We start from the raw sequence: 26,409 nt of genomic DNA, 5'->3' as shown, positions 1-26,409 counted from the left end.
CGAGCGGATGGGCGGGGAAAAGGACATCGCCCGGGCGCTAGCCAAGGCAGCACCCGGGCGACAAGCCCTATTTGCGCGAAGCGAGCCGCTCAGCCAAGCAGCTTGCGGGCTGCGCGCTCTACCAGCGGGATGTCTTCCGGAACCTCGCCCAGGATGACGATCTTCCCGTCGAGCGTGCGGCGCACCATGACCAGCGCGAACTCCGGCCCTTCGGATTCGAGATCAGCCAGTTCGAGCGAATCGAGCCGGCGCAGCTGCTTCGCAAGAGCCTTGCGGACACCGTCAGTGTCGTCGACCGGCTTGCCCTGCTCTTCCTTGCGCGCACGGCGTTCGGCATTGACCACGGCCTTGAGGCCGCCCTCGGCCTCGTCGAGGTAGCGCGCCAGCGTGCCGCGCTGCACGCCGATGCGGTGCGCATGCATCAGCACTGCAGCGTATTCGGTCAAGCGGGTTTTGTCGTAGTCGGCGCCGAACACGAGCTTGACCACCGGGGTCATCGGCGCGCGATCCTGCACCGTGAGACCGTTGTCTTCGAGCAGCTCCGCGAAGCCGTCGGGGTCCGATTCGGTCTCGAGACTGAAGTCGTAGGCGAGGCTGACTGCCTGGTAGAGCGCCTTGCGGCTGCGATCCTCGGTATTCTGCGCCGCCTGGGCCAATTCGCGCGCGGCAGCGAGGCAATCGTAGAGGCCTTCCGGTGTTTCCTGCTCGATCTCGAGCGGTGTATCGGCATCTGCAATAGCAGGCTCGATCTGTGAGGCCTGTTCCTCGAACTCGTCCTCGTCCGGGTCTGCGAAATCTTGCGTGGCCAATTCCACTCCAGTGAGGGATTCCGCTTCGAACTCCGGAGCGAAGTCTTCGTCGTCTTCCTCGTCCTCGAGCATCGCGTCGCCAAAGTCGACCGACACGGGCTCGGTGGCGATTTCCTCCGCGTACTCCTCCTCCGCCTCGTCTTCGGGCCGGTAAGCCTGGAACGGCTCGGGCATCGAGAAGGTGATGGTCGGAGGTTCGGGCACGAAGGCCGGAACCGTCGGATCGGGCGAGTAAGCCTGCGGTACCGGCGGCGGCGTTTCATTGCCCGTCAGGTCGACGGACTTCTTGTTCCGGTTACCGCGGCTAACCAGCGACATGAGGCTGCTCGACGATTCATCGTCGGCAAGTGGATCGACGAGGTCGTCGACGTCGTCTTCCTCTTCGTCTTCGTCCCAATCGGGCAGGCCATAGTCAGCGGCAGTCTTTATGCCGCTGTCGAAGTCGCCGTATCCATCCTCTTCGTCGAATCCGTCTTCGTCGCTGTGGCCGTGCCCCCCGATTGGATTGCCAAGCGCATCGAAACCGCGATGCGCCTTGCTCACCGGGGTTGCGGCGAAGGATTCCTGCCCGAAGGCGGGCTGGGGAAGGTCAGGGTCGGATTCGTGCTCGAAAATGTGGGTATTCCCCAGTTCGAACACGTCGTCGCCTTCTTCATCCATCGCAGTTTCGCCCTGTGCAGTCAGACTTTCCGCAGTCTCGATCGCCTCGCCCGTACCGTCGGCATCCTCACCGTCGTCATACTCGCCAAGCGATTGTCCGATTTCGAGCAACAGCTCGTCGGCGGTCCCCTGATCGGCCATTTCCTTCCAGTTGATCACCCCATAGATGAAGTCGATCGTGTGGTTGTCGGACGAATAGGGAAGCAGGATCCCGCGATAGAGCACGGCCAACCCGCGATCGTTGACGAACTCGGCCTCGAATCCGATCGGCGCCTGGTTGGCCAGGATCTGCATGTAGTGATCGGTTATGCGGCTGAGTACCGAACGGCTGGGTACGTCTGAGAGCTTGTTCAGGACTGCGTCTTCGCCGCATTCGGCAGCCAATTCGGCGCCGACGAAGCGAACCGTCGGATCCTCGATGCCGTTGGAGAAATCGAGGAGTACCGAATAGGGGCCGAAATCGTCGAGGGTGTGTGGCTCGAGATCATCGATTGCGGGGTATATCCGGTCGCCCAGCAGGCTTGCCCAGTGGTTGTAGGCGCGTACCTGCATGCGCCTCTCGTCCTGACCGACCGGTGAGGGCGGCGGTTCGGGCAGGGCGTCAGCCTCGCCGACGAAATCGTCGAGCGGTTCATCCGCTTCATGCGTGCCGAAATAGCCGCCAAGCCTGTCCATGAATCCTTAAGCCCCTGGAAGAGATCTGCTCATTCGACATTGGTATGAGCCCTGCGTGGTAAACATATGGTTAAACATATTAACCAACCTTGCCACTGCTGGCCGAAGGCGGGGTCAGAGCAGGTAGCGCATGCGGATGGTAAGATCGCGGTCTTCCTCGCCGATATCGATCGCTGCGTCGGCAAAGCTGGGCGGACCCATCTGGACCTTGGCATCGCGTGAGAAGCCGAAGCCCTCCTTGGGCATCATCCCGAGGACCCGGTCCGCCTTACCATTGCTGTTCTCGTCATGCAGGAGCGCAATCGCATATCGCCCCGGCTTCACCCCGGTGAAGGTGAAGGTCACTGTGCCTTCTTGCGCATCGGCGGTTGCGGCATAGGCCCCGGGCACCCCACGGCAGCGCGGGAACTTGTCGGCATCGGTCGTCATGCAGGCGCGCACGATACCCTTGGCATTGCGCAGGTCGGTGACGGACACGGTGATCGTCGCCCCGTCGCCGGGGGCGGCTGCGCCAAGCAGGAGCGCGAAGGGCAACAGCGCAAGGGCGGAGAGGCCTCTCACAGGGTTTCGCTCAGCCCCCGGTCGGTTCCGCACAAGCGATCCCAGAAACGGAAATAGAGGCCGTAGTTGCATCGATACTCTTCATGGTGACGCTGATGGTGGCTGGCGGTTATCAGCCAGCCCCCTAACGCCGAGTGAACCAGTTTCCGCGGGAACATCTCCCAGCCCATGTGGTTGGTGACGCCCATGACGGTCATCACCAGCAGCACCAGGCCTAGCATCGCGACATGGATCGGCACCATGAGCACGAGAGCCGGGATCACCACCGCGCCCGTGAGCGCTTCCCACGGGTGGAAGCTCATCGCCGCCCAGGCAGTGGGTGGCCGGCTGGCGTGATGCACCGCGTGGGCGATCCGGAACGGCCTCGGCCGGTGCATCCAGCGATGGGTCCAGTAGAACCAGCTGTCGTGTGCCAGCAGGTAGATGAATGGCGCAAGCGGCAGGTACCATAAGGGGTAGTCGTTCCATCCCGTATAGATCAGCGTCCAGCCACGTTGCTGCCAGCCCCACGCCACCACGCCCGCCGGGATGCCGTAGATGGCTGCAGAAGCAAGCGACCAGGCTATCTCGCGACGGATCTGCCCGCTCAGCTTGGCATGATAGCCTGGCCTGACGCGATTGGTGACGAGTGCAAACAGGCCGCTGCTGGCGAGATAGCGCCCGGCGATGATTGCGGTCATGGCCAGGGCGGAAAGGAGGATGCCGGTCCACATGCTTGACGGCTCCTATGCCGTATTCGCCGGGGGAGCCACAAGAACTGTGGCTAGCGACCCGTACCCCACGGCGCGCAGTGCGGGTCTCCCGCCACCGTCATCCGGCGAAGCGAAGCGCGCGCTAGCCGCTCGATCTCGACCTTGCGCCGCGCAGCCGCCAGCGGCTGCAATGGCGCCGGCCTGACGATCTCGCCATCGTAGCCGTCGGCGACGATGATTCCGCAGATGTCGGGGCGGTAATCGGGTCCCTCGAGCGCTGACCGGTCGAGGCCTGGCGGGACCCCCCAGAAGAAGCGATCGCAGAATTCGAGGTAGTCGGGCCATTTGCCATCGCCCAGCAGGTCGCCACGCTGGACCTTGATTTCGACGATGATCAGGCGACCCTTTGGGTCGACCCCCATCAGGTCCGCGCGGCGCCCATTGCGCAGCGGCATTTCCGGAATGCACCAGATATCGTTGCGCGCGAACAGTCGCGCGATTCCGCGCGCCACCATCGCTGCCGTCTCGGGCAGGCCTTGTACCGATTCCGTCATGAAGACGGATTGGAACAGATGGCGAACGCCGTCAACCGACTTGATGCGCCGGGAGGATCAGATGAGCGAGAGGATAGCGCTGCGTGAAGTATGGAATTCGTGCCAAAGAGTCAGCGCCGCGGCGGTGGTGTCCTGGCCCTGCGCGGTGAGCGAAAGCAGCGCGCGCAAGCCCGGCTGCATGATTGCGGCAAGATCGTCGACCCCGCGAGCAACCATTTCATAGTGCCAGCCGCCCTTTTCTGCCGCCCGCAGGGGCAGGCCTACGACCTCGTCGCCCACGACTTCGCGGCCAAGCTGGGCCAGATGCCCGACTGCCGCCGCAGCTTCGTGGACGGCTTCCCACTGGTTCGCCAGTGTCGCCACATCGGGCGTTTCGCGCGGGCCCGTCTCCGCGGGCGGAAGCATGGTGGCCTGGCTCAGGTCGAATTCGTGGGAGATTGCGCTCATGCCGGTCAGGATTAAGCCGCGCATCTTGCCAAATCTCTAACGCCGGACGCTAGATCGGGGGTGCGATTTGCACTGGCGAGTGGCGACCCGCTTTGCTAAGCGCCGCCCTCGCTGCACGGCCCGCAAGGGCCATGGGCACCCGTAGCTCAGCTGGATAGAGCGCTGCCCTCCGAAGGCAGAGGTCACAGGTTCGAATCCTGTCGGGTGCGCCAAGGCGTTTCCGCGATTGGCTTTTTGCCCCCGCGCCGTTTCATTATGGCACGAAATCGCTACATAGCGCCGCTCAATTTCGGCTAAGGCATCTGCGCAATGGATCGGGTAGTCTATAATTTCGAGACCCTAGCGGTCCAGGCGCATGCGGCAGCCCAGCCGTCGCAGCCGCGCACCACGCGCGATTTTCGCGCGCCGAATCCCCGGATCGGTGTGATCTACAATCCGCGCAGCCACCGCAACAAAGGCCAGGATCTTGCCTGCACGGCGCGTGCGAGCATTACCGTTGCCCAACCTCGCACGCGCGAGGACATTGCTGGCGCGCTGGCCGATTTTGCCGCGCGAGGAATCGATTACTTGATCATCAATGGCGGTGACGGGACCGTGCGCGACGTCCTGACCATGGGGCAGGGCGTGTTCGGTGACAACTGGCCGGCGCTCGCGATCCTGCCGAAGGGCAAGACCAACGCGCTCAATGTCGATCTCGGCGCTCCAAGCGGCTGGAACCTGCCCGAGGCGATCGCCGCCTACGCGGACGGTCACAGGATAGTCCGTCGCCCGCTGGTCGTAGCGCGCGAGGGCGCGGAAGAGCCGGCGATGCTCGGATTCATTTTCGGTGCCGGCGCCTTCACCCTGGGGATCGAGGCCGGGCAGGATGCGCACCAGCTGGGTTTCTTCAACAGCCTGGCGGTAGGCGCCACCAGCGTGTGGGGTGTGATGCAGGCGCTGTTCGGCAGCGATGCCAATGTCTGGCGCCGCGGAACCCAGATGCAGCTAGTGTGCCAGCCTTCCGGCACGCCGCTACCCCATTCCGGCCATGGCGATCTCGCTCGCCGCAACATCATCCTGGTGAGCACGCTCAAGAAGCTGCCGATGGGGATCAAGTTGTTCGGTGCCGAACGCGAGGGGCTGAAGCTGGCGGTGCTCGACAAGCCGCGTCGGCGCGTCCTGTTGGCGCTTCCCGCGATCCTGCTCGGCTGGCAACCCAAGTGGCTTGCCGCGGCAGGCCTCCACCAACTCGATGCCACTTCGTTTACGCTCGACGTGGCCGAGCCGGTCATTCTGGACGGTGAAGCCTTCCCCGCAGGGCGTTATGCAATCGGTCAGGGCCCCGAGCTGACCTTCGTCACGCCGTGACGGCAACTCTCACCGCTCGTATCCGCGAAAACCTGGACCGCGAGGTGCGGCCCGAAGTCGCTGCCTATGCCGGCATGCTGGGCAAGGAAGCGGGCGCTCTCGGCGTGCTGTTCTATGGTTCTAACCTGCGCACCGGCTTGCTTGAGGGCGTACTGGATTTCTATGTGCTGCTACCCGGCCCACAGCGCGAACGCATCTGGCCGCGCGTGAGTTATCGCGAGTGGACTTTTGGTAGCGAGATTCTGCGCGCAAAGATTGCGACCATGTCGCTCGACCAGTTCGCCCGCGCGGCTTCAGGGAACTCACGTGATACGACAATCTGGGCGCGTTTCGTCCAACCTTGTGCCCTGGTCTGGGCCCACGATGAGGTCTCGCACTCTACGATCACCGAGGCGGTGGAAGGCGCTGCGAGAACGGCGGCCCGGCTGGCGGCGACCCTGGGGCCGGACAAGGGCAAGGCCGAAGATTATTGGCGGGCGCTGTTCCGGGCGACCTACCGGGCCGAGTTCCGGATCGAGAAAGCAGGCCGTGAAGACTCGATACTCGAGGTCAACAGGTCGCATTTCGAAGGACTGCTGCCGCTAGCGTGGGAGGCAGAAGGGCTTGCCTTCATGCGCGAAGGCGACTTGCTCGTGCCAGCCATGGCCGCCGCTTCGCGCAAGCAACTCCTAGATTGGTGGAACAAGCGCGCCCGACTGGGCAAGGCGCTGAACCTGCTTCGCCTCGCAAAGGCGACCACGACCTTCGAGGGTGCTGCCGACTATGCTGCGTGGAAGCTCCATCGGCATACCGGGATCACGCTTGCGGTTACGCCGTTCCGGGCCAAGCACCCGTTGCTGGCGGCCCCGGGCGCAGCGCTGGAATTGTGGCGCAAGCGTCGCGCTCAACGATAGCGCATATTGATCGTGATTGCCTCGACCCCGCTCTCCACGGTGAAGCCGACCTTCTTGTAGCTGGGCTTCCCGAGATTGAAGATGTTGATGCTGGGGTTGTTCGACATTGCCCCGCCGTCGGAAAAGATGTCGGTCTTGCCATTGCCGTTCAGGTCATGGCGCACAGCTATCCCATAGGTCCCCGCCGCCGGTAGCGGCATGCAGAAGGACATGGTGCCGGCCTTGGCCGGTGCCTCCATGCGATTGATCCAGCGCCCCTTCTCGAGCCAGTCTTCCTTGGTCGCGCGATAGCTTTGCACGCGGATCGTGCCGCGCGATTCCTTGATGCCCATGATCGTCACGCGCACGGCGGGGCCTGCGCCAGGCGCGCATTTCGCGGGGTTCTCGGTAATGGTCTGGCGGTACTGCGCCTGTGCTGGAATGCTGAGTGTTGCGGCGGCAAGGGCGAGGCCGGTCATCCCGGCGAGGGTGGTGAAACTGCGCGTCATCTAATTCCCTGTTCTAGTCGATCACATGGCCCTGCAGTGCAGGGCCGGCCTGCCCAACCGGGCGCGATATGGGGAGCGATCTAGCAATTTGCACTGAATTCTGGCTGAATTTGCGCGGCAACGGCGGTTCATGCTTGGACCAGCCGCCCGCTATCAAGGCTGATCCGCCGGTCTGCGCTGTCGACCAGTGCGCCACGGTGCCCAATGACAAGGATGGTGCAACTGCCCGCGAGCCTACGGACCGCCGAGGTGATCGCCAGTTCGCTCTCCGGATCGACCGCGCTGGTCGCCTCGTCGAGGATCAGCAGGTCGGGGTCGCGCAACAGGGCGCGCGCCAGTGCGATGCGTTGCCGCTCGCCTCCTGACAAGCTGCGTCCGCCCTCGTTCAATTGGCAGTCGAGCCCGCCGGGCAGTTCCTCCACGAATTGTGCTGCGGCGCTTGTCAGGGCGTGGTGGAGTTGCGCTTCACTTGCATCCGGTTGAGCCCAAAGCAGGTTCTGGCGGACGGAACCGCCGAACAGCATGGCCTCCTGCTGGACGTAGGCGACGCGCTGCCGCCACGCGTTTCGGTGCCCCCCGGCAAGCGACAAGCCATCGACAATGATCTGGCCCTCATCCGGCGAAAGCAGGCCGCCGAGCAAGTCGGCCAGGGTGCTCTTGCCCGACCCTGAGGGGCCGACCAGCGCCGCAATCGTTCCGGCTTCAAGTTCGAACGAGACATCGCTCACACCGGCCCTCTCGACCGTGTGGCGATAGGTGACCCGATCAAGAACCAAGGCCCTGCGAAGGCGGGGCTGGACCCCTGCCGGCGGAACCTCCGCCACCGCCTCGGCCCGGGCAATCAACCTCTGGGCATCATCGAATGCGGGAGCCGCATGGGCCCAGCCTTGCCCTGCCGATTGCAGGGCCTCGACAAGCGGGACCGCGCGGACCGCGATGGCGGTCATGGCGAGCAGGACCGGCGCAGGTACCTGCCACAGCACGACCGACATCCATACCGCCAATGCCAGGGCCAGTGCCGCCCCGGATTGCAGCGCGGCGCGCGCCAGCGAAGTGCCAACCAGGTAGCGGCGCTCGGCCTTGCGCATGCTGTTGAATTCGTCGGCGAGGCTCTGGGCTTCGGCCCTTTCGCGACTAAAGCTCTTCACCAGCCGCAGCGCCGACAGAGTTGCTTCGAGCCGGGCATAAATCGCTTCGTAGCGGCGGGAGAGCGCATCGCCGAGCATCCGTGCCTTGCGCCGCAGTCCGCCCAGCGCGGCCAGCGCGAACAGGCCTGCGAGCATGCATCCCATCGCCAGCGCCGGAGAAAGCGCGAGCGCCGCCAAGCCCAGCGCGAGGAGCGAAACAAGCGCGCGGGTCAGGGTCGAGACATGCTGCACGGCCTCTCCGACCCGGTCGACCGAGGTTACCAACAGTGCACGGTTGGCGCTTTGCTGCATGGTAGAGAGCGTACGCCACTCGGCACCGAGCAGGGCCGCCACAGCCCGTCGGCGCAACTCGTCCACCACCGCGACTTCGAGCCGTTGGGCAGACAGGGCGCGGGCCATGTCGACCAACGAGCGCAAGACGACCAGCGCCATGAATAACGCGAGCAGCGTGGCCAGCGACCAATGTGGTAGCGGAAACGGAAGATCGACCAGCGCCAGGCCGCCGGTGAGCGTCCCCACCATCGGTACCAGCAGGACCAGCCCGAACCCTTCGGTAATTGCGCCGATTGCCGACAGGAGAACCAGCGCGGCCAGCCGGTGCGCACCGGCCAGGTCAAGGAAGGATCTGAACGCTTGGGTCATGGGTGTACCACGCTTGCCCGCCGCGAGGCGCCGCTGTCAAAGGGCGTTGCGACCTTCCACCTGCGCCACGAAGCGGGCGATTGCCGCGGTCCCGACTATCCCGAACTGCAGGGGCCACGCAGTCGCAGGGTCCAGCGGTGTGCGGTTCGGCAAGGCGTCAAGCAAACCGCGTGCCCGTTCGACATCGATCCACTCCCCCAGCCAGGGGTGGGTCGATAGGCCATCGAAGGTTTCGAGCAGCTCCTCGCGCCTCGCGACGAGATAGCTGTGCCAGTCGACATTATGCCCGCCGTAACGGGTTTCGCGCCGCTGGCTTTCCGGCATGATTCCGCGTGCGAGCTCGCGCGCGAGCCAGCGATCAGTCCCATCCCGTAAGAATGCCTCATCGGGCAACGACAGGCAGAATTCGATCAACGGTCGATAGGCGAGCAGGTCCCGGCGGCGCAGGCCGGTGAGCTGTTCGCGCCCAAGTTCGAGATCAGCCATGCCCGAATCGCTTGCTGCCCACGCCAGCTCAATCATCCGGCGGCGCCCGGTCGCGGTCTGGCGCTGGCTTGCGGCTGTCGCCAGCCCGAAATCAGCAATGACCGCCCGCTTGAGCAAGGAAGACCTGTCGGCAACCGACCCGGCGCCGCGCGAGAAACGGACCTTTAGGGTGTTGCGGGCTCCGACCGGAAGGTGCGGCATCAGCGCCAGCGAGACGAATTTGCGGGCCAGGCCTCGCGGGTCGTTCGATCGCTGCCGGAGTGCGGCCAGCAACTGCCGCCACCGGCCTGAAGCGAGCATGGCGGGATAGGCCCAATGGCCTTCGGCACTGATTGTGTCGTTTCCCGAGACGGCATCGAAGAACCAGTCCGCGCCCGCGGCAGCGGCCGCGCGATAGGCTGCCATGATCATCCCCCCATTACCAATGAAAGGGGAAGTGATGGCGCTTGCACGATGCAAGTCCTGCAGGTCGAGATCGAAGCCGCCTTCGTGAGTGAACACGGCCGTCAGTCCGTGCATGGCGCAGAATTCTTCGGCCCGGGATCCCTCATCGCCGAACTTGCCCGGTTCGGTCACCATGTCCCATGACCGGGATGGTCGGACGGAGATGACGCTCAAGGGGGCAGTCGCCGGTTTCGTCCTGAGCAGGGCTGCGGCTGCGATCGGTGAATCGAGCCCGCCGGACAGCGAAATCGCCGGATGTTGCGAGCGGCTCGCTGCCAGTCGCGCATGATCGTCGATCAGGGACCGTGCCTCGGCGACCCACTGTGCAGGGTCTTTCCCTACATCCACGTATGCGCGGAAGGGATCGTATTGGCGCTGGATCTCGACGGATCCATCCGGACTCACGATCAGCGAAGTGCCCAAAGGGACGCTCCTGACACCGCAATACCAGCCCGCAGTCGGGTCTCCGGCGCCATCGAGATAAAGCGCATTGAGAACGCGCGTCCGGTCGAGCGTGCGAGGAATACCGAAGGCAAAGAGCGCGCGCAGGACCGAACTGGCGATGACTTCGCCCAGATGGGCCGCATAGTGAAGCGGGGGCGCCTGCCAGGGCGAGCGCGACAGGCGCAGGCGACCGTCGGGATAGAGCGTCGCTGCGGCATAGGCGCCGCTCAGGCGATCATCGGCGTCGGAGCCGTATCGCTCGAGGGCTTGCGCGTAGCATTGTGTATCGGTTTGGTGCCTGTCCGGGGCGCGGTCCAGCCAGCCGGTGAAGGCAAGGATACCATCTGCGTAGGGCGTAGGGGCATCGACCGGGGGCGATCGCTGACCGGGCCGACAGGTGGCAATGGAGCCGAAGCTATCCGCGACCAGCGCTGGTCGGTCGCCGGAATAGGCAGAGAGCGCCGCAAGGATCGGTTGACGACGGACCGCTCCGCCCCGGTTGCTCCATGCAGCAAGCAAGGGGTGTCAGCGACAGTCGGTCAGGACCGAAGCTGGACCGGCGACTGCCGACCTGCACCGATGTTGCCCGCAATGTCGCGGATGGTTCCCAGCCGAACCAGGACCGGCGCCGTCCATTCGCGCTTCTGCGGAGCAGTACGGGTTGCCTTGTCGCTCATCGGTCTCATCCTCAAATCGGCTTCGGTAGATAGCGCAGTGGCCGGAAAAATCTAGGCGAGCGAAACCAGCGCCGCATCGACCAGTTCGTTGATCAGCGCTGCGGTATCGCCCGCGATCCGATCTTCGGGCGCGTCATATTCCCCGGCAAGCGACGCAACGATCTCGTCCAGGCTTCGCTGGCCATCGATAAGCCGCCAGGTATCGCGTGCCGTCCCACGCAATGAGAACAGCTCGCCTCCTTCAAGGTCGACGATCAGCACCTCGTCATCGACGTCGGTTTCCACGAAGTTTCCCGCCAATTTGCGAACCGCGCTCATGGGGCATTCCTAATCGAGCCGGTCCATGTGGAAAAGGCGTTCGCGCAAGCTTGTTAACCGTCCTTTCGCGCGCGTAGGGCTGGGCCAGGCTAGAAGCTACAAGGCCACTGCGCACAAATGGCGACACCCCTGATTTCCCCCTCGATCCTGTCAGCCGATTTCGCCCGGCTGGGTGAAGAGGTGCGCGCCATCGATGCGGCTGGCGCCGATTGGATCCATGTCGATGTGATGGATGGGCATTTCGTCCCGAATATCACCATCGGCCCAGCGGTGGTGAAGGCCTTGCGCCCGCACACGGACAAACCGTTCGATGTGCACCTGATGATCGCTCCGATCGATCCCTACCTTGAGGCATTCGCCGATGCGGGGGCCGACATCATTACTGTGCATCCCGAAGCCGGGCCGCACATCCACCGCACCGTGCAGGCGATCAAAGGTCTGGGCAAGAAGGCCGGGGTGGTGCTCAACCCCGCGACCCCGGCGAAGATGCTCGACTATCTCATCGATGACGTCGACCTGGTGCTGGTCATGAGCGTCAATCCCGGCTTCGGGGGGCAAAGCTTCATCTACAGCCAGCTCAAGAAGATCGAAGCGATCCGCAAGATGATCGAAAAGACCGGGCGCCCGATCCACCTTGAAGTCGACGGCGGGGTCAATGTCGAGACCGCCCGTCAATGTGTTGAGGCAGGGGCCGATGTGCTGGTTGCCGGCTCGGCGACCTTTAAGGGCGGGCCAGCGCAATATGCTGCCAACATTGCCGCGTTGAAGGGCGGGCAATGACCGACGCAGCGCGGACCCTGCTGCGGCCTTTCGGGGACGACAGGGCTGCGGAAGAAGTCAGCGCGCTGCCGCTCACCGCTGGCGATGAGCCCTTGGTCGTCGCCAATGCGCCAGCCAGTCAGCCCGAAGCGATCCCGCTGGAACCCGGGCACGCGCTGGTTCTGTCGGATTTCCAGCCGCCGCGTGCCGGCCCGGTCGATTCGGTCCTGCGCTGGGCTTACCGGATGGGCGTTCCCGGCTCGGTCCTCTCCGCGCCACTGCGCAAGCCCAGTGCACCGCGCCTGCTCGGCACGGTGTCGCGCCCCCTGCAGGGCGAACGTGCGGCGGGCATGGCGCTGAGGGCGGGGCAGTTCCTCGTCTATGGACTCAAGGCCCCGATCGAGAAGGTCGATTTTGCCAGTGGGGCGCCGCTGACGCCGCCCTTCCTTCGCACGGTTCATGGGTTCACCTGGCTGCGTGATCTTGCCGCCTGCGCCCCGCGTGAGGAGTGCACCGGCGTGGGTGAAGCGCTCCTGGCGAAATGGCTCATCGCCAATCCGACGCCGGCCAAGGGGGCGGCCTGGACGGTCGAGCATGCTGGCCTGCGCCTGCTCGCCTGGCTGGTTCATGCGCCGCTTATCCTGTCCGGCGAGGCCAAGTTGCGCAGCCGCGCGCTGGAGGCGATGGAAGCGACCGCGCGCTGGCTCGATCGCCAGGTGGCACGGGCGGAAGATCGGCTGGGGCAGGTTGCGGGCTGGGCTGCCGTGGTTGCCGCCGGGTTGCTCCTGCCTGATGGGCGTCCGCGCCGCCTCTATGGAGAGGCCGGCCTCATTCGTGCTCTGGGCGAATTGGTCAGCGATGATGGCGGGGTGCTCTCGCGCAGCCCCCTGGCGCAGATCGAGGCAATCGGCCTGCTGGTCGATCTCAAGGCCTGCTATGCCGCCGTCGATCGCGATCCGCCTGCGGCGCTCGAAACGATGATTACCTTGCTGGTGCCGCCGCTGCTATCCCTGCGGATGGGCGATCGGGGGCTTGGAAGCTGGCAGGGTTCGGGCGCCACCTCGGCGGCGCAGCTCGATGCCGTGATTGCCGCCAGCGGCGTTCGCGCGCGGCCGGGCAAGGACATGCGCCACTGGGGCTACCAGCGAATCGATGCGGGCAAGAGCATCCTCGTTATGGACTCCGCCCCGCCGCCGCGCGCCCGCCACGCGCGGTTTGGTTGCGCCTCGACGCTGGCCTTCGAGCTGTCGAACGGCGAGCAGCGAATCATCGTCAATTGCGGCGGGTCGGAACTCGCCGGCGGGCAGACGCCCGTGCGGATCGAACAGGGGTTGCGCGGCACGGCGGCGCATTCGACGCTGGTGCTCGACGATGCCAATTCCACTGCGGTCCTGATCAAGGGGCAGATCGGCAAGGGTGTCGAGGAAGTCGACATTGCCCGATCCACCGTCAAGCAGCGCGGCCGCGACGCGACGCGTCTGGAGGCCGTGCACAACGGATACGCCGCGCGTCACGGGTTGCTGCACCGCCGCATCTTGCTGCTGTCGGCCGACGGTGAGGAACTCCGCGGCGAAGACGTGCTCGAGCCTTCGGGGCGCAAGGGTCAGCGCGGCAAGATAGGTTTCGCGATCCGTTTCCATCTCGGTCACGGGATCGAGGCAGGGCTGTCCGAGGACAGGCGCGGGGCTGGCCTGGCATTGCCTGACGGAAGCTACTGGCAATTCCGGCTTGGAGGCGATAGCGGCGAGGCCACGATCGGACTCGAGGACAGCCTCTGGGTCGATGGTCACGGGCGCCCGCGCGCGACGCGGCAACTCGTGGTCGAAGGACTGACCGTACGCAGCGGGGGACGCTTCCCCTGGCTGCTCAGACGAATGGGATAGAATTCATGTCGGATGTGGCGATCAAGCGGGCACTGCTCTCGGTGTCCGACAAGACCGGCTTGGTAGAAGTGGGCCAGGCGCTGGCGGCGAAAGGCGTGGAGCTGGTGTCGACCGGTGGCACCGCCAAGGCGCTGCGTGAGGCCGGGCTCGAGGTGCGTGACGTATCCGACCTTACCGGCTTTCCCGAGATGATGGATGGGCGGGTCAAGACGCTCCATCCGATGGTTCATGGCGGCCTGCTCGCCGTCCGTGACAACCCTGAACACGTCGCGGCAATGGAAGCGCATGCGATCGGCGCGATCGACCTTGTGGTGGTCAATCTCTATCCCTTCGCCCAGACCGTGATGCGCGGCGCCTCGCGTGACGAGATCATTGAGAATATCGATATCGGCGGACCCAGCATGGTGCGCAGCGCCGCCAAGAACCACCAGTTTGTGACCATCGTCACCGACCCGGCCGATTATCCCACGCTGGTTGCAGAGCTAGATGCGACCGGCGCGACCACGCTCGATTTCCGGCGCAAATGCGCTGCCAAGGCTTTCAGCGCCACCGCCGCCTATGATTCGATGATCAGCCAGTGGTTCGCCTTCGCCGACCAGCAACAGCTGTTTCCCGACATGCTAGCGGTCAACGGCAACCGCGTGACCGAGCTGCGCTATGGCGAGAACCCGCACCAGAAGGCGGCGCTTTACACCCCGGTCGGCCCGCATGGGCGCGGGATTGCGCACGCCGAACAGCTGCAGGGCAAGGAACTCAGCTACAACAATTACAACGACGCCGATGCCGCGCTCGAACTGTGCGCGGAATTCCGCGGGCAGGATCCAGCGGTCGTGATCGTCAAGCACGCCAATCCCTGCGGCGTCGCACAGGCTTCCACCCTGCTCGCTGCATGGGATGAAGCGCTTCATTGCGACAGCGTTTCGGCCTTTGGCGGGATCGTCGCGGTGAACACCGAGCTCGATGGACCGACCGCCGAAGCGATCTGCCAGATCTTTACCGAGGTAGTGATTGCACCTTCGGTGAGCGAAGAAGCCAAGGCGGCCTTTGCAAAGAAGAAGAACCTGCGCCTACTGGTCACCGGTGAGCTGCCCGATCCGCGCCGCGACGGGCTTGCGATCAAGCCGATCACCGGTGGGCTACTGGTCCAGTCTCGCGATAATGGCGCGATCACCGAGGCGGATCTCAAGGTCGTTACCAAGCGCCAGCCGACCGAACAGGAGCTCAAGGATTGCCTGTTCGCCTGGACTGTGGCGCGTCACGTCAAGTCGAACGCCATCGTCTATGCCAAGGATGGCGCTACCGCTGGGATCGGGGCCGGGCAGATGAACCGCCGCGATTCTTCGCGTATCGCTGCGATGAAGGCGGCAGAGGCCGCGGAAACCTATGGTTGGGCGCAGAGCCGGACCGTGGGCAGCGCGGTGGCCTCGGATGCCTTCTTTCCCTTCGCCGACGGGCTACTCGCCGCGGCCGAGGCCGGGGCGACCGCCATCATCCAGCCCGGCGGTTCGATCCGGGACGACGAAGTCATCGCCGCTGCGGACGAGGCCGGCCTCGCGATGGTCTTCACCGGGATGCGCCATTTCCGACATTGACCCGGCAACCATCGGCTGAACCGTTCACAACAATCGCATTAAGCGCGTTGCAATCGCGGCGTTTGTAACCACGTGGAGACAGCCCACGAAAGACCCCCCGTAATGACACTCCTCTCCCCAGACCTCTATCGCAGTTTCGGTATCGGCTTCGGTGTTGGTGCCGTGCTCGTCCTCCTCTCCAACGCCGATGGTCTCTTCGCCGTCGTGCCCCAGCTAGTGGCTTCGATCCTGTAATGCGCCGTTCCGCTTTCATCTTCGCTGCAACGCTCGCACTGGGCGCTGCCGCATGCCAGCAACCCGCCCTCGCCGCAGAAAGCGTCGTCACGGCGCCGCAGGCAAAGCGCATCGCCAAGGAAGGCGAAGGGCTCAAAACGGCTATCTTCGCAGGTGGCTGCTTCTGGGGCGTCGAAGGCGTCTTCAGCCATGTGAAGGGTGTAACCAGCGCGGTTTCGGGCTATCATGGCGGGACAGAGCGTTCGGCCAGGTATGATATCGTATCCAGCGGCATCACCGACCATGCCGAAGCGGTGAAGGTCACCTACGACCCCTCCGTGATCCGTTACGACCAGTTGTTGCGCATCTTCTTCTCGGTGGTGACGGATCCAACCCAGCTCAACCGTCAGGGCCCGGATACCGGCCCGCAATATCGCAATGCCTTGATCCCGACCTCGGCCGAACAGCTTGCGGTGGCAAAGGCCTATCTGGCCCAGCTGACTGCGGCGAAGCTGTGGGACCGGCCGATAGTGACCAAGATCGAACGCGCGCAGGCGTTTTATCCGGCCGAAGGCTACCATCAGGACTTCATGCTGAACAATCCGCGCCATGGCTACATCGTGCGGTGGGACGCGCCCAAGGTTGCGGCGCTGAAGCAGCTCTATCCCGGCGTCTATACGGCCAGTTTCCAACGCAATTAGGGCTGCGGGTGCACGCCCTAGCTTGAACCCGTCGCGCGGGGGGCTTAACTCTCGCGCATGGCAGGGCATACGCACAAGGAACACAAGGGTGAGGCGCTGGTTGAAGCGGCGCGTCTCACGCTGACCGATCATGGCGAACAATGGACGGGCATGCGCCAGTCGGTGTTCGAGGAACTGGCGGCGCATGACAGGCCTGTTTCAGCCTATGACATCGCCGACAATCTCTCCGCATCACGCGGCAAGCGGGTCGCGCCCAACAGCGTCTATCGCATTCTCGACCTGTTCGTGCGGACGAATCTGGCCAACCGGATCGAGAGCGCCAACGCCTATCTCGTCAACACCCACCCCGGTTGCCGCCACGATTGCATCTTCCTGATTTGCGATGACTGCGGCAAGGCCTCTCACCTCGACGATGAACGGGTGACGGGAGCATTGCGCGCCGCGGGCAAGGACGCCGGCTTCACCGATGTTCGCCCGGTGGTCGAACTGCGCGGTTTGTGCGACGATTGCGCCGCGTGAGGGCCAACGCCGAGTCGTTCCCTTTCGTCGATGAGCCGTTCATCGACAGGCATGAATTCAACGTGTAGAGCGGCACCCCATGACGACGCGACCCCACACGCCGCTCCTCGATACAGTCGACACGCCTGGCGACCTGCGCAAACTCGACAAGAGCGAGTTGCGCCAGCTGTCTGACGAATTGCGCGCCGAGATGATCGATGCTGTGGGCACGACCGGCGGACACCTGGGTTCAGGGCTCGGCGTGGTCGAACTTACAGTGGCGATCCACTATGTCTTCGACACCCCCACCGACAAGCTGGTGTGGGACGTGGGCCACCAGTGCTATCCGCACAAAATCATCACCGGCCGGCGCGACCGCATCCGCACGCTGCGCCAGGGTGGCGGTCTGTCGGGCTTCACCAAGCGGACCGAGAGCGAATACGATCCGTTCGGCGCGGCGCATTCCTCGACCTCGATTTCGGCCGCACTGGGCTTTGCGGTGGCCAACAAGCTGCAGGATCGCCCTGGTCGCGGCATTGCGGTGATCGGCGATGGCGCGATGAGCGCAGGCATGGCCTATGAGGCGATGAACAACGCCGAACAGGCGGGCAATCGCCTGATCGTTATCCTCAACGACAATGACATGTCGATCGCGCCGCCGGTGGGCGGACTCTCGGCCTATCTCGCCCGCATGGTGTCGAGCAGCGAGTATCTCGGCCTGCGTTCGATGGCCTCCAAGATCGCCAAGAAGCTTGGCCGCCGGGTTTGGGGCGGGCTCGAGAAGGCGGAGGAATATGCCCGTGGGATGGCGACCGGCGGGACCTTGTTCGAGGAACTCGGCTTCTACTACGTTGGCCCGATCGACGGGCACAATCTCGACCATCTCATCCCGGTGCTTGAGAATGTCCGCGACAGCGAGCAGGGGCCAGTGCTGATCCATGTCGTGACGCAGAAGGGCAAGGGCTATGCCCCGGCCGAGAACAGCGCCGACAAGTATCATGGCGTGGCTAAGTTCGACGTCGTTACCGGCGAGCAGAAGAAGGCGAGCGGCGGCCCCCCGGCGTACCAGAATGTCTTCGGCGATACGCTCGCGAAGCTGGCCGATGGCGATCCGCGTATCTGCGCCATTACCGCGGCGATGCCCAGCGGGACCGGCGTCGATCGCTTCGCCAAGGCCCATCCTGCCAGAGCATTTGACGTTGGCATCGCCGAACAGCACGCCGTGACCTTCGCCGCCGGCCTTGCCGCCGAGGGCATGCGTCCGTTCTGTGCGATTTATTCGACCTTCCTCCAGCGCGCCTACGACCAGGTGGTGCATGACGTGGCGATCCAGAACCTGCCGGTGCGCTTTGCCATCGATCGCGCGGGCCTGGTCGGCGCCGACGGCTGCACCCATGCCGGCAGCTTCGACGTCACCTATCTTGCGACGCTGCCCAACATGGTGGTGATGGCTGCAGCGGACGAAGCGGAGCTGGTCCATATGACCTATACCGCTGCCGAGCATGATGCGGGCCCGATCGCGTTCCGCTATCCGCGTGGCAATGGCGTCGGCGTCGAGCTTCCTCAGACTCCGCAGAAGCTCGAGATCGGCAAGGGGCGCATCGTGCGCGAGGGTTCGAAGGTAGCGATCCTGTCGCTTGGCGCACGCCTGGCCGAAGCGCTCAAGGCGGCCGACCAGCTCGAGGCCAAGGGCCTTTCAACCACGGTCGCCGACATGCGCTTTGCCAAGCCGCTCGACACTGCACTGATCGAGCAGCTGATGCGCAGCCACGAAGTCGTGGTCACCGTCGAGGAAGCTGCCATTGGCGGCCTGGGCGCGCATGTGTTGACCTTTGCCAGCGACAGTGGGCTGACCGACAACGGCCTGAAGGTTCGCACGATGCGCTTGCCCGATGTCTTCCAGGATCACGACGATCCGGCGAAGCAGTATGACGAAGCGGGCCTCAACGCCCCGCATATCGTCGATACCGTGCTCACGGCGCTTCGGCACAATAGCGCTGGCGTGGCGGAGGCGCGCGCCTAGGCCGCGCTGGCGGCGGTTTCCTTCGAGGTAGCAATCCCGGTGGGCACGATCGTTGCCTGGGCGACGGCGACCAGGACGGGATCGACCCCGTCGTCTTCCGCCCAAACATCGGCGCGAACAACGACCTGGCGCTTGCCGGCCTTGATCACAGTGCCCTTCGACCGCAGCCGCGCTCCCTTGGCGGGAGCCAGAAGGTTGATCGTGTAGCTCCCGGTCACCACGTCGCCGACGGCCGAGCCGGCAGCCCAGGCGCAGGCATTGTCCGCCATCATCCCCACCAGCGCTCCGTGAGCGAAGCCGTGGTGCTGGGTCATCTCGGGGCGAATCTCCATCACGATCTCGGCCTCACCGTCCCAGCAACGCACGGGGTCGAGCTGCAGGAAGCTGTTGAAGCCCGACCGGCCGATGGCGACCTTGCGCATGTAGTCGATGAGTTGTTCTTCATTGTCGAAACCGGCCCGCGCCATGTGGAACTCCCCAAAGTCTGGATTGCAGACTATCCCATCGGACTTGCCTTCGCCTCGGTCAAGTCTAAATTCCAGACCATGAAGCAGTTCGAATCCTCGCGCTCGCCATGCCCGGTTGGCCGCGCCTCGCGGATCCTGGGTGACCGTTGGGTCATGCTGATCCTGCGCGAGGCCTTCCTTGGCGCCACAAGGTTCGAGGAGTTCCTGCCCAACACCGGGATCAACCGCGCAGCCCTAACGTCCCGCCTCGCTGCGCTGGTCGAGTTCGGGATCATGGAACGGGTCCCGCCGGAAGGGCATCGGGCCGAGTATCGCCTCACCGAAGCCGGGCGCGCGCTCCATCCAATGATGGCCGAAATTCGCGACTGGGGCAGCAAATGGCTACTCGACGGGTCGGGCTGGCCATCCTAGCATCGGCGCATGAGCCTGCTTGAGATCACTCGCCGCGACCACGTCACCACGCTGACGATCAACCGCCCCGAAACGATGAACCCCTTGGGAGCAAAAGGCGATGGCGATGCCTTTGCCGCCGCCTGCGATGCAATCAACCTCGACCTAGGCGTGCGCTGCGTGGTCCTGACGGGTGCGGGCCGGGCATTCAGCGCCGGCGGCGACATCAAGGCGATGAAAGAGCGGACGGGCACCTTCGGGGGTACGCCGCCGGGTATCTCGGATGGCTATCGTGACAACATCCATAAGGTGCTGCGTGCGCTCTATGGCTTGCGGGTGCCGCTGATCGCAGCGGTCAACGGCCCGGCGATCGGGCTGGGCTGCGACCTCGCCTGTCTCGCGGACATGCGTCTTGCGAGCGACCGGGCCAAGTTCGGCGTCACCTTCCTCAAGCTCGGCATCATCCCGGGTGACGGCGGTACATGGATCCTCCCGCGCATCATTGGCGAAGCCCGGGCGGCAGAGCTGTTCTACACCGGCGACGTGATCGATGCGCAGACTGCGCTCGACTGGGGCCTGGTCAGCCGTGTTGTCACTGGGGACGCCTTGCTCGACGAAGCCAATGCGCTGGCTGACAAGGTGGCGGCCATGCCGCCGCATGCGCTGCGCCATGCCAAGAACCTGATGCGGCAGGGCCGCTCGACCTCCTACGACACGGCGCTGGAAATGGCGGCGAATACGCAGGCACTGATGCACCTGACCGACGACCATATGGAAGGGATCGACGCCCTGCTGGAAAAACGCGCGGCGGTATTCAAGGGCAGCTAGCCGACTCGCTGCCTTGGCGCGCTAGACTCGGACGCTCAGCCGAACCACTTCCAGATTCCGGCAGGAATGCCGTTTGCGTGAATATGGGCGTAGGTGAACAGCAGCCAGCCGATAGCACCTGCGATCCATGGCATAGCACCCGCCTTGCCTAGCTTGCCGAGGCGCGGCCAATAGCTGGTCTGGCTTTCCCAGTCCGCCCAGGCCGTGCCCATCAGCAATTCCTTCTTGCGGTCCTGCATGCGTGCGCCGACCAGTGCCAGGAAACCGAGCGCGCCGGCCAGAACGATCTGGCGCGCGGTCGGGCTCAGCACGATGTGCACCGCGGCCCACAGCGCGAAGGACCACATCATCGGGTGGCGGGTCACATGAAAGACGCCGTGCGGTCCCGCTGCGGCGAGGCGCGCGGCGCGCGGATCGGGCAACGCGGGATTACCGGCGAAGGAACCGGCGAACAGCACCGATGCCACCAGCATGACAACCGTCGCGATCACCCAGGGCACATCGCCCATGCCATCCCACAGCTGCGCACCGCCCGGACCGACCGTGCGGAACGCCATCACCGCCCATGCAAATGTGCCCAGCGCGACGAGCGAATACAGGCCCATGAAGCCCTTGTCCCCGAGCCGAGCCACCAAACCGGCACGCAACGGATGCGACAAAGCGAAATGCGTACCGACGAATGCAATCGAAGCTGCAATCAGAGAAACTAGTGCCTGGTCCATGAATCGCCCCCATGTTCACGCCGTAAACATGATAACAGGTGCGGTGACGGACGCAAGGCCCCGAATTCGTGCCTTATTCGGCGCGCTCGAACCCCAGCAATTGGACCTTGAACAGCAGAGTCGCTCCTCCGGGAATTGGCCCCTTGCCACTCGTCCCATAGGCCAGCTCGGCCGGGATCGCGATTTCGATGGTATCCCCCACGCCCATCTGCGGGATGGCCAGCTGCCAACCCTTGATCAGCCGCCCCAAGGGAAAGGTCGCGGGTTCGCCGCGATCGAAACTACTGTCGAAGGTCTGCCCGTCGATGAAGGTCCCAGCGTAGTGCACCGTCACCGTGTCAGCGACGCGGGGCTTGTCCTGGCTGCCCTTGTACTCGACGTACCGCCAGCGCAGCCCGCCATCGATGTAGCGCCAGCCATCGACCGGTTTCAGTCCGCCAAGATAGGCCTGCTGCGCACTCATCCAGGCCAGGTCCTGCGATCGGTCCGGCGGAGACTCCTCTGCCGCAACAGCATGGAAGCCGATTGCCGCGGCAGCCGCGCCCAAGGCGAGCAAAGTCATTCGCATGTCGCGCGTATCCTTACCAGTCATAGGCCTCGGGCAGGGCGGTCTCGTCGAGGTCCTTGTAGCGATCGCGCAGTCGCGTCTGGTGGCTGTCGAGTGGTTGCTTCACGCCCTCGATGAAGACCATGGTCGGGACCGATCCCAGTTCCAGCGGGTCATTGTCCCACACCACCACGTCTGCCAGCGCTCCAGGCGCAAGTACGCCCGCCAGGCCCTTCAGCCCACTGATCTCCGCGGGGACCGAAGTGATCGTCGCCAGCGCCTGGCCCCAACTCAACCCACTGGCTCCGGGCACCTTTGCAAGCGCGACGAGGTTGCCGGCATATTGATTGAGATTGCGCGGGTTCTCCATGGCAGCCGCGTTGATCGCGACGCGTACACCCGCCTTGACCATGCGACCGATATTGCTCTGCGTAGCGGCCAGTTCCTCGAAAGCCGCCGGCAGATCGTCTAGCCCATCGGCGATGACCGGAACGCCTGAGGTGGCGATCTCGGAGGCGACGATCCAACCCTCGCTAGCGCCGAGTAGCACTAGGTCGAGCTTGGGATAGCTTGCCTTGAGGCCGAGAACGGCGCGGATATCGGATGCGCGCTCGACACCCACGTAGAGTTTCTGCGAACCGTTCAGCACCGGCCCCAGGGCCTCGGCGTCGGCGCGTGGCAAGACCGCGTCTGCCCCGTCCCACTTGCCCTTGGCATAGGCATCGGCCTCATGCAGCGCATTGGCGAGGTCGACGAAGCTGGCCACCCGGCTGCCACCCGAAATCCGCGCACCCGTTTCGCCCAGGGCGACAAGCTGGAACGCGCGCGGCGTGGTTATGGGGCTGCCATCGACGCCAAGGTCGATGATCGCGCCCTGTCCGCCGAAGATGCCCGCGCTCGGCAGGGTGTCGGTTGCCGCGCGGGTGATACCGGCTGCGCGGTGGACCGTGATGTGCTCGGATGAGGGATTGATCGCCGGCGAAACATCGAGCGCGGCCCCGAAGCGCGAGCCCCCAGCCCGTGTATCGTTCGATTCGCTTACTCCCGCGACGTCGGACAGACCGAGCTGCGTCAGCGTGGCGACGAGGCCAGGTGTTACCCAACGCCCTGCTACGTCATAGACCGTTGCGGTCTCGAATGACCCGGCGCCCGATTGCGGTCCGGCATAGACTACGCGGTTGTCATCGACGATGACCACGCCTTGCTGGATCGGATCGCCGCCATCCCCCTTGGCGAGGGTGGCATTGACGATCACGAAATCCTCTGCAGCGGCGGGGGTGGCGAGCGCCAGAGCGCTCGCCGCGAGAAGGGTTGCGCGGATCATTTCACGTCTCCTTCACCGGGTTGGCCGAGCTCGAAATCGGTCACCGGGCGACGCTTGCGATCGAGTGCGTCAAACAGAAGTGCGCCGTCGACCCAGACCTTTTCCGGGCGGGAGTAGACCGACAGGGGGTCGCCGTTCCACAGCACGACATCGGCCATCTTGCCCGGCTCCAGGCTGCCCGTCCGCTCGTCGATGCCCATCGCCTTGGCGGCGTTATAGGTGAACCAGCGGACCACCTCGGCATCGGGGATATCGATCCCGATCCTATGTCCGGCTGCCTGCGCCTTGGCCGCCTCCTGGTTGAGGCGCTGGATGCCATTAGCATCGTCCGAATGGATCACCACGCACGCCCCCTCCTTGAACAGGAGCGAGGCGTTCTCGAGGATGCCGTCATAGCTTTCCATCTTGAAGCCATACCAGTCGGCCCAGATCGCCGAGCAGATGTCGTTTTCCTTGAGCAGGTCGCCGATCTTGTAGGCTTCGACCGCGTGGTGGAAGGCGGCGACCTTATAGCCCATCTCATTGGCCATATCGATCACCAGCGCCATTTCATCCGCGCGGTAGCAGTGGTTCTGGATCAGGATCGCGCCGTCGAGCACGCCCTTCAGCGTCTCCTTGGCAAGATCGCGTTTCTTGCCGTCATAGGCCTTGGCATCGAGCCAGGTCTGCCGATTGACCGCGAAATTGCCCATCCGGGTCGAAGGCATGCGGCCCTTCCCGCCATAGACGCGCTTGGGGTTCTCGCCGCAGGCCATCTTGAGGCTGTAGGGCGCGCCGGGAAACTTCATCCCCTGCACAGTGCGACTGGGCACATTCTTGAGCGTGACGGCTCGCCCGCCCATCAGATTGGCGGACCCAGGCAGGATCTGCAGCGAGGTGACCCCGCCATTGGCCAGAGCGCGGGTGAAACCCGGGTCCTGCGGCCAGACCGAGTGCTCGGCCCAGACTTCGGGGGTGGTCGGGCTGGTGGCCTCATTGCCGTCCGAGTGCGCATCGACTGCCGGCGTCGGGTAGTCGCCGAGGTGCGAATGAATGTCGATCACGCCCGGGGTGACGAACTTGCCGGTTCCATCGATCCGGTCATACCCTTCGATTGAAAGCGATGCGTCGCCGATCTCCACCACCTTGCCATTGCGGAACAGCACCGTGCCATTGTCGATCCGCCCGCCTTTGCCGTCATAGACGGTGGCGCCGACCAGCGCGGTGGGTCGGCCCGGGTAAGGCTTATAGGTCGACGGGAAGGGCGCTTTTCCGTCTTCACCGACAGGCGCGGTCCAGTCTTCCGAGGAAGCGGACTTTGGCCGCCCTGCCTCGCCTGCGGCTGAACATCCTACCAGGGCCAGTGCGGTGGCACAGGCAAGCAAGGCACGTATTTTCATGGTTCCCCCAGATGCAGTCCGGCCAGAGCATTGCTGCCCCGGCCGGTACGGTCAAATGCGCTTGTCGGGTCGATCCCGCCTTTCGCAGAACGGTCGGCGGTCAGCCCGCCGGGCGCGTTTCGGGATGAGTTCCCGCGCCCTGTGCTTCGCCCGGACCTTCTTTCGCACCGAGCAGGCCGTCGGTGCGGTCCTCGAGAGTGTCGAGATGCATCCACCGCTTGACGATTGGGCTGACCAGCAGGACGGCTACCGCCGCGCCAATCGCCACCCAACCGAACATCTCGTAGATCTCGAGCAGCTTGGCCTTGCTCAGCTCGCCGCCGTGGCCACCGGTGGCTTCACCGATCTTGCCTGCCACGAAATTGCCGACCGCAGTCATGTAGAACCACGCGCCCATGATCAGCGACGCGAGGAAGGGCGGTGCCAGCCGGTTCATGGCCGAGAGCCCAACGGGCGAAAGGCACAGTTCGCCGGTGGTGGCGAGGAGGTAGTAGAGGAATACGAAGATGACCGGGGTCATCGCCTCGATACCATAGGCCTGGGCGCCCCATACCAGCACGAGGTTCCCGAGGCCCATCTGCGCCAGGGCAAGGCCGAACTTGGCCGGCGCGGACGGTTCCTTGCCCCGCTTGCCCAGCCACTGCCACAGCGCAGCGAAGATCGGCGCCATCAGGATGATGTAGATCGGGTTGATCGACTGGAAGATCGATGCCGGCACTGCGCCACGATCGACGAAGCGGTCGGTGAACAGGTTCATCGATCCGCCGGCCTGTTCGAACAGGCCCCAGAACAGCGGGTTGAGGCTGATCAGGAACAGGATGGCGAACATGCGTTCGCGCGGTTCCTTCTCGAGCTTGAAGCTCTCGTACAGCACGTAGCCGAGCAGCGCGACGCCCGAGACGGCGAGCAGCGACTGGATCACGTCCTGGTACTGGACCAGCGCCCAGATCACCGCGACGGCTGCCAGGCCGATGCCGTAGAGCGTCCATTCGCGGCTCTTGCTGAGGACCACCGGCGCCTCGCCTGCGCCCTTCAACGCTTTCTTGCCGAGCACGAAGACCACGAGGCCCGCGAGCATGCCGATGCCAGCAAGGCCGAAACCGAAGCCCCAGCCGATGGTCTGGCCGAGGTAGCCGACGAGGATCGTACCGATCGCCGCACCGACGTTAATGCCCATGTAGAAGATGGTGTAGGCGCCATCGCGGCGGATGTCGGTGAGCTTGTAAAGCTGCCCGACCATCACCGAGATATTGGCCTTGAGGAAGCCCGAGCCGACGATGATGAAGGCCAGGGCGGCCCAGAAGACGTTGATCGTTGGATCATCCTGCCCGCCAACGCCCTCGACTGCCATCAACGAGTGACCCGCTGCGAGCAGCAGGCCGCCGAACAGCACCGCCTTGCGCTGGCCTAGGTAGCGGTCGGCGAGATAGCCGCCCAGCACCGGGGTAATGTAGACCAATGAGGTATAGGCACCGTAGATCAGGCTCGATTTGGAGTCCGAGAACAGCCAGTGCTGTGTCAGGTAGAAGATCAGGATGGCGCGCATGCCGTAATAGGAGAAGCGCTCCCACATCTCGGCGAAGAACAGCATGTAGAGGCCCTTGGGGTGGCCGGCGAACTCCGGTTCCTTCTGGATCGCGATCTTGCCGCCGATCGCCAGGAATAGTGCGAGCACGACGACCGCGATGACCGCAATCCAGTCGCCCTCGTTCCACAACGCCAATTCTTTCATTACAGGTCTTCCCCCTGAATTTCGCTTGCGACCGCTTGCAGGTCCCGATGGCGCGGCACCCTAGCG

The 26,409-nt window shown here is 64.5% G+C and carries 27 protein-coding genes and 1 tRNA gene; 12 read left to right on the top strand and 16 right to left on the bottom strand.

Features of this window, described 5'->3' with window-relative positions; translation table 11 throughout:
- Positions 1-89 precede the first annotated feature (89 nt).
- From HQR01_RS15400 to HQR01_RS05320, 5 genes are all read right to left on the bottom strand, one after another.
- Complete coding sequence (locus tag HQR01_RS15400) at positions 90-2,144, bottom strand: PAS domain-containing protein (RefSeq protein ID WP_188115109.1); 2,055 nt, start codon at positions 2,142-2,144, stop codon at positions 90-92.
- A gap of 114 nt (positions 2,145-2,258) precedes the next feature.
- A complete protein-coding gene (locus HQR01_RS05335) occupies positions 2,259-2,705 on the bottom strand; it encodes a DUF2141 domain-containing protein (protein ID WP_234030260.1) in 447 nt (148 codons plus the stop codon).
- Positions 2,702-3,418 carry a sterol desaturase family protein gene (locus HQR01_RS05330; protein ID WP_173213224.1) on the bottom strand — a complete coding sequence of 239 codons (717 nt, stop codon included), beginning with the start codon at positions 3,416-3,418 and terminating at the stop codon, positions 2,702-2,704. The genes HQR01_RS05335 and HQR01_RS05330 overlap by 4 nt, the downstream gene beginning before the upstream one ends.
- 50 nt (positions 3,419-3,468) lie before the next feature.
- A complete protein-coding gene (locus HQR01_RS05325; RefSeq protein ID WP_173213222.1) occupies positions 3,469-3,951 on the bottom strand; it encodes an MmcB family DNA repair protein in 483 nt (160 codons plus the stop codon).
- Positions 3,952-4,008: 57 nt separating this feature from the next.
- A complete protein-coding gene (locus HQR01_RS05320; RefSeq protein WP_173213220.1) occupies positions 4,009-4,398 on the bottom strand; it encodes a hypothetical protein in 390 nt (129 codons plus the stop codon).
- A 135-nt stretch (positions 4,399-4,533) separates the two neighbouring features.
- On the opposite strand from HQR01_RS05320, the gene HQR01_RS05315 reads away from it, so the two are divergent.
- From HQR01_RS05315 to HQR01_RS05305, 3 genes are all read left to right on the top strand, one after another.
- Positions 4,534-4,610: transfer RNA gene (locus tag HQR01_RS05315), tRNA-Arg, on the top strand.
- Between the two features lie 97 nt (positions 4,611-4,707).
- The gene (locus HQR01_RS05310; protein WP_173213218.1) at positions 4,708-5,745 is read left to right on the top strand and encodes a diacylglycerol/lipid kinase family protein; all 1,038 of its coding nucleotides are present in this window, start codon (positions 4,708-4,710) and stop codon (positions 5,743-5,745) included.
- On the top strand, positions 5,742-6,638 hold the full coding sequence (locus HQR01_RS05305) for a hypothetical protein (RefSeq protein ID WP_173213216.1): 897 nt from the start codon (positions 5,742-5,744) through the stop codon (positions 6,636-6,638). Before HQR01_RS05310 ends, HQR01_RS05305 begins: the two co-directional genes overlap by 4 nt.
- Here the strand turns inward: HQR01_RS05305 and HQR01_RS05300 are convergent.
- From HQR01_RS05300 to HQR01_RS05280, 5 genes are all read right to left on the bottom strand, one after another.
- The gene (locus HQR01_RS05300) at positions 6,629-7,126 is read right to left on the bottom strand and encodes a DUF2141 domain-containing protein (RefSeq protein WP_173213214.1); all 498 of its coding nucleotides are present in this window, start codon (positions 7,124-7,126) and stop codon (positions 6,629-6,631) included. The genes HQR01_RS05305 and HQR01_RS05300 overlap by 10 nt on opposite strands.
- Before the next feature lie 128 nt (positions 7,127-7,254).
- The gene (locus HQR01_RS05295) at positions 7,255-8,916 is read right to left on the bottom strand and encodes an ABC transporter ATP-binding protein (protein ID WP_173213212.1); all 1,662 of its coding nucleotides are present in this window, start codon (positions 8,914-8,916) and stop codon (positions 7,255-7,257) included.
- 36 nt (positions 8,917-8,952) lie between these two features.
- Positions 8,953-10,809, bottom strand: a complete 1,857-nt coding sequence (locus tag HQR01_RS05290; RefSeq protein WP_173213210.1) for an asparagine synthase-related protein — start codon at positions 10,807-10,809, stop codon at positions 8,953-8,955.
- A gap of 20 nt (positions 10,810-10,829) precedes the next feature.
- The gene (locus HQR01_RS05285; protein ID WP_173213208.1) at positions 10,830-10,967 is read right to left on the bottom strand and encodes a hypothetical protein; all 138 of its coding nucleotides are present in this window, start codon (positions 10,965-10,967) and stop codon (positions 10,830-10,832) included.
- 51 nt (positions 10,968-11,018) lie between these two features.
- Positions 11,019-11,285, bottom strand: a complete 267-nt coding sequence (locus tag HQR01_RS05280) for a PqqD family protein (protein ID WP_173213206.1) — start codon at positions 11,283-11,285, stop codon at positions 11,019-11,021.
- A gap of 117 nt (positions 11,286-11,402) precedes the next feature.
- Here HQR01_RS05280 and rpe point away from each other — a divergent pair, with 117 nt between their 5' ends.
- The 7 genes from rpe to dxs all read left to right on the top strand — a co-directional run bounded on the left by rpe (position 11,403) and on the right by dxs (position 18,954).
- Positions 11,403-12,065, top strand: coding sequence for a ribulose-phosphate 3-epimerase (rpe, locus tag HQR01_RS05275; protein WP_173213204.1), 663 nt, complete (start codon positions 11,403-11,405; stop codon positions 12,063-12,065).
- Positions 12,062-13,927, top strand: a complete 1,866-nt coding sequence (locus HQR01_RS05270) for a heparinase II/III family protein (RefSeq protein WP_173213202.1) — start codon at positions 12,062-12,064, stop codon at positions 13,925-13,927. The genes rpe and HQR01_RS05270 overlap by 4 nt, the downstream gene beginning before the upstream one ends.
- A gap of 5 nt (positions 13,928-13,932) precedes the next feature.
- Positions 13,933-15,519, top strand: coding sequence for a bifunctional phosphoribosylaminoimidazolecarboxamide formyltransferase/IMP cyclohydrolase (purH, locus tag HQR01_RS05265; protein ID WP_173213200.1), 1,587 nt, complete (start codon positions 13,933-13,935; stop codon positions 15,517-15,519).
- 102 nt (positions 15,520-15,621) lie between these two features.
- The gene (locus HQR01_RS15325; RefSeq protein WP_267905502.1) at positions 15,622-15,753 is read left to right on the top strand and encodes a hypothetical protein; all 132 of its coding nucleotides are present in this window, start codon (positions 15,622-15,624) and stop codon (positions 15,751-15,753) included.
- Positions 15,753-16,433, top strand: coding sequence for a peptide-methionine (S)-S-oxide reductase MsrA (gene msrA / locus HQR01_RS05260; RefSeq protein WP_173213198.1), 681 nt, complete (start codon positions 15,753-15,755; stop codon positions 16,431-16,433). The genes HQR01_RS15325 and msrA overlap by 1 nt, the downstream gene beginning before the upstream one ends.
- 57 nt (positions 16,434-16,490) lie before the next feature.
- Entirely contained in the window at positions 16,491-16,952 is a 462-nt protein-coding gene (locus tag HQR01_RS05255; RefSeq protein WP_173213196.1) for a Fur family transcriptional regulator, read from the top strand.
- 79 nt (positions 16,953-17,031) lie between these two features.
- Positions 17,032-18,954: a 1-deoxy-D-xylulose-5-phosphate synthase gene (gene dxs, locus HQR01_RS05250; protein ID WP_173213194.1), complete on the top strand. Its 1,923-nt coding sequence runs from the start codon at positions 17,032-17,034 to the stop codon at positions 18,952-18,954.
- Here dxs and HQR01_RS05245 read toward each other — a convergent pair.
- Positions 18,951-19,421, bottom strand: coding sequence for a PaaI family thioesterase (locus HQR01_RS05245; RefSeq protein ID WP_173213193.1), 471 nt, complete (start codon positions 19,419-19,421; stop codon positions 18,951-18,953). The genes dxs and HQR01_RS05245 overlap by 4 nt on opposite strands.
- On the opposite strand from HQR01_RS05245, the gene HQR01_RS05240 reads away from it, so the two are divergent.
- Both HQR01_RS05240 and HQR01_RS05235 read left to right on the top strand, forming a co-directional pair.
- Complete coding sequence (locus HQR01_RS05240) at positions 19,422-19,832, top strand: winged helix-turn-helix transcriptional regulator (protein WP_234030259.1); 411 nt, start codon at positions 19,422-19,424, stop codon at positions 19,830-19,832.
- A 9-nt stretch (positions 19,833-19,841) separates the two neighbouring features.
- A complete protein-coding gene (locus HQR01_RS05235) occupies positions 19,842-20,639 on the top strand; it encodes a crotonase/enoyl-CoA hydratase family protein (RefSeq protein WP_173213191.1) in 798 nt (265 codons plus the stop codon).
- Positions 20,640-20,674: 35 nt separating this feature from the next.
- Here HQR01_RS05235 and HQR01_RS05230 read toward each other — a convergent pair whose 3' ends face one another.
- From HQR01_RS05230 to HQR01_RS05210, 5 genes are all read right to left on the bottom strand, one after another.
- The gene (locus HQR01_RS05230) at positions 20,675-21,361 is read right to left on the bottom strand and encodes an NnrU family protein (RefSeq protein WP_173213189.1); all 687 of its coding nucleotides are present in this window, start codon (positions 21,359-21,361) and stop codon (positions 20,675-20,677) included.
- Positions 21,362-21,434: 73 nt separating this feature from the next.
- Positions 21,435-21,929: an FKBP-type peptidyl-prolyl cis-trans isomerase gene (locus tag HQR01_RS05225; protein ID WP_325064535.1), complete on the bottom strand. Its 495-nt coding sequence runs from the start codon at positions 21,927-21,929 to the stop codon at positions 21,435-21,437.
- Between the two features lie 13 nt (positions 21,930-21,942).
- On the bottom strand, positions 21,943-23,232 hold the full coding sequence (locus HQR01_RS05220; RefSeq protein WP_173213188.1) for an amidohydrolase family protein: 1,290 nt from the start codon (positions 23,230-23,232) through the stop codon (positions 21,943-21,945).
- A complete protein-coding gene (locus tag HQR01_RS05215) occupies positions 23,229-24,611 on the bottom strand; it encodes an amidohydrolase (RefSeq protein ID WP_173213186.1) in 1,383 nt (460 codons plus the stop codon). The genes HQR01_RS05220 and HQR01_RS05215 overlap by 4 nt, the downstream gene beginning before the upstream one ends.
- A gap of 100 nt (positions 24,612-24,711) precedes the next feature.
- Positions 24,712-26,343 carry a peptide MFS transporter gene (locus tag HQR01_RS05210; protein ID WP_173213184.1) on the bottom strand — a complete coding sequence of 544 codons (1,632 nt, stop codon included), beginning with the start codon at positions 26,341-26,343 and terminating at the stop codon, positions 24,712-24,714.
- Between the last annotated feature and the right edge of the window lie 66 nt (positions 26,344-26,409).

Source organism: Erythrobacter mangrovi, from assembly GCF_013260645.1.
GTDB classification, from domain to species: Bacteria; Pseudomonadota; Alphaproteobacteria; order Sphingomonadales; family Sphingomonadaceae; genus Qipengyuania; species Qipengyuania mangrovi.
Note: the sequence above shows the minus strand (reverse complement) of the source record. Positions and strands in the feature narration are given on the sequence as shown.

Coding starts and splice junctions, on each gene's coding strand:
- purH (WP_173213200.1), top strand. CDS start 13,933: ATGTCGGATGTGGCGATCAAGCGGGCACTGCTCTCGGTGTCCGACAAG.
- HQR01_RS05225 (WP_325064535.1), bottom strand. CDS start 21,929: ATGCGAATGACTTTGCTCGCCTTGGGCGCGGCTGCCGCGGCAATCGGC.
- HQR01_RS15325 (WP_267905502.1), top strand. CDS start 15,622: ATGACACTCCTCTCCCCAGACCTCTATCGCAGTTTCGGTATCGGCTTC.
- rpe (WP_173213204.1), top strand. CDS start 11,403: ATGGCGACACCCCTGATTTCCCCCTCGATCCTGTCAGCCGATTTCGCC.
- HQR01_RS05330 (WP_173213224.1), bottom strand. CDS start 3,418: ATGTGGACCGGCATCCTCCTTTCCGCCCTGGCCATGACCGCAATCATC.
- msrA (WP_173213198.1), top strand. CDS start 15,753: ATGCGCCGTTCCGCTTTCATCTTCGCTGCAACGCTCGCACTGGGCGCT.
- HQR01_RS15400 (WP_188115109.1), bottom strand. CDS start 2,144: ATGGACAGGCTTGGCGGCTATTTCGGCACGCATGAAGCGGATGAACCG.
- HQR01_RS05310 (WP_173213218.1), top strand. CDS start 4,708: ATGGATCGGGTAGTCTATAATTTCGAGACCCTAGCGGTCCAGGCGCAT.
- HQR01_RS05325 (WP_173213222.1), bottom strand. CDS start 3,951: ATGACGGAATCGGTACAAGGCCTGCCCGAGACGGCAGCGATGGTGGCG.
- HQR01_RS05230 (WP_173213189.1), bottom strand. CDS start 21,361: ATGGACCAGGCACTAGTTTCTCTGATTGCAGCTTCGATTGCATTCGTC.
- HQR01_RS05245 (WP_173213193.1), bottom strand. CDS start 19,421: ATGGCGCGGGCCGGTTTCGACAATGAAGAACAACTCATCGACTACATG.
- HQR01_RS05295 (WP_173213212.1), bottom strand. CDS start 8,916: ATGACCCAAGCGTTCAGATCCTTCCTTGACCTGGCCGGTGCGCACCGG.
- HQR01_RS05220 (WP_173213188.1), bottom strand. CDS start 23,232: ATGATCCGCGCAACCCTTCTCGCGGCGAGCGCTCTGGCGCTCGCCACC.
- dxs (WP_173213194.1), top strand. CDS start 17,032: ATGACGACGCGACCCCACACGCCGCTCCTCGATACAGTCGACACGCCT.
- HQR01_RS05215 (WP_173213186.1), bottom strand. CDS start 24,611: ATGAAAATACGTGCCTTGCTTGCCTGTGCCACCGCACTGGCCCTGGTA.
- HQR01_RS05255 (WP_173213196.1), top strand. CDS start 16,491: ATGGCAGGGCATACGCACAAGGAACACAAGGGTGAGGCGCTGGTTGAA.
- HQR01_RS05320 (WP_173213220.1), bottom strand. CDS start 4,398: ATGAGCGCAATCTCCCACGAATTCGACCTGAGCCAGGCCACCATGCTT.
- HQR01_RS05210 (WP_173213184.1), bottom strand. CDS start 26,343: ATGAAAGAATTGGCGTTGTGGAACGAGGGCGACTGGATTGCGGTCATC.
- HQR01_RS05235 (WP_173213191.1), top strand. CDS start 19,842: ATGAGCCTGCTTGAGATCACTCGCCGCGACCACGTCACCACGCTGACG.
- HQR01_RS05280 (WP_173213206.1), bottom strand. CDS start 11,285: ATGAGCGCGGTTCGCAAATTGGCGGGAAACTTCGTGGAAACCGACGTC.
- HQR01_RS05300 (WP_173213214.1), bottom strand. CDS start 7,126: ATGACGCGCAGTTTCACCACCCTCGCCGGGATGACCGGCCTCGCCCTT.
- HQR01_RS05270 (WP_173213202.1), top strand. CDS start 12,062: ATGACCGACGCAGCGCGGACCCTGCTGCGGCCTTTCGGGGACGACAGG.
- HQR01_RS05285 (WP_173213208.1), bottom strand. CDS start 10,967: ATGAGCGACAAGGCAACCCGTACTGCTCCGCAGAAGCGCGAATGGACG.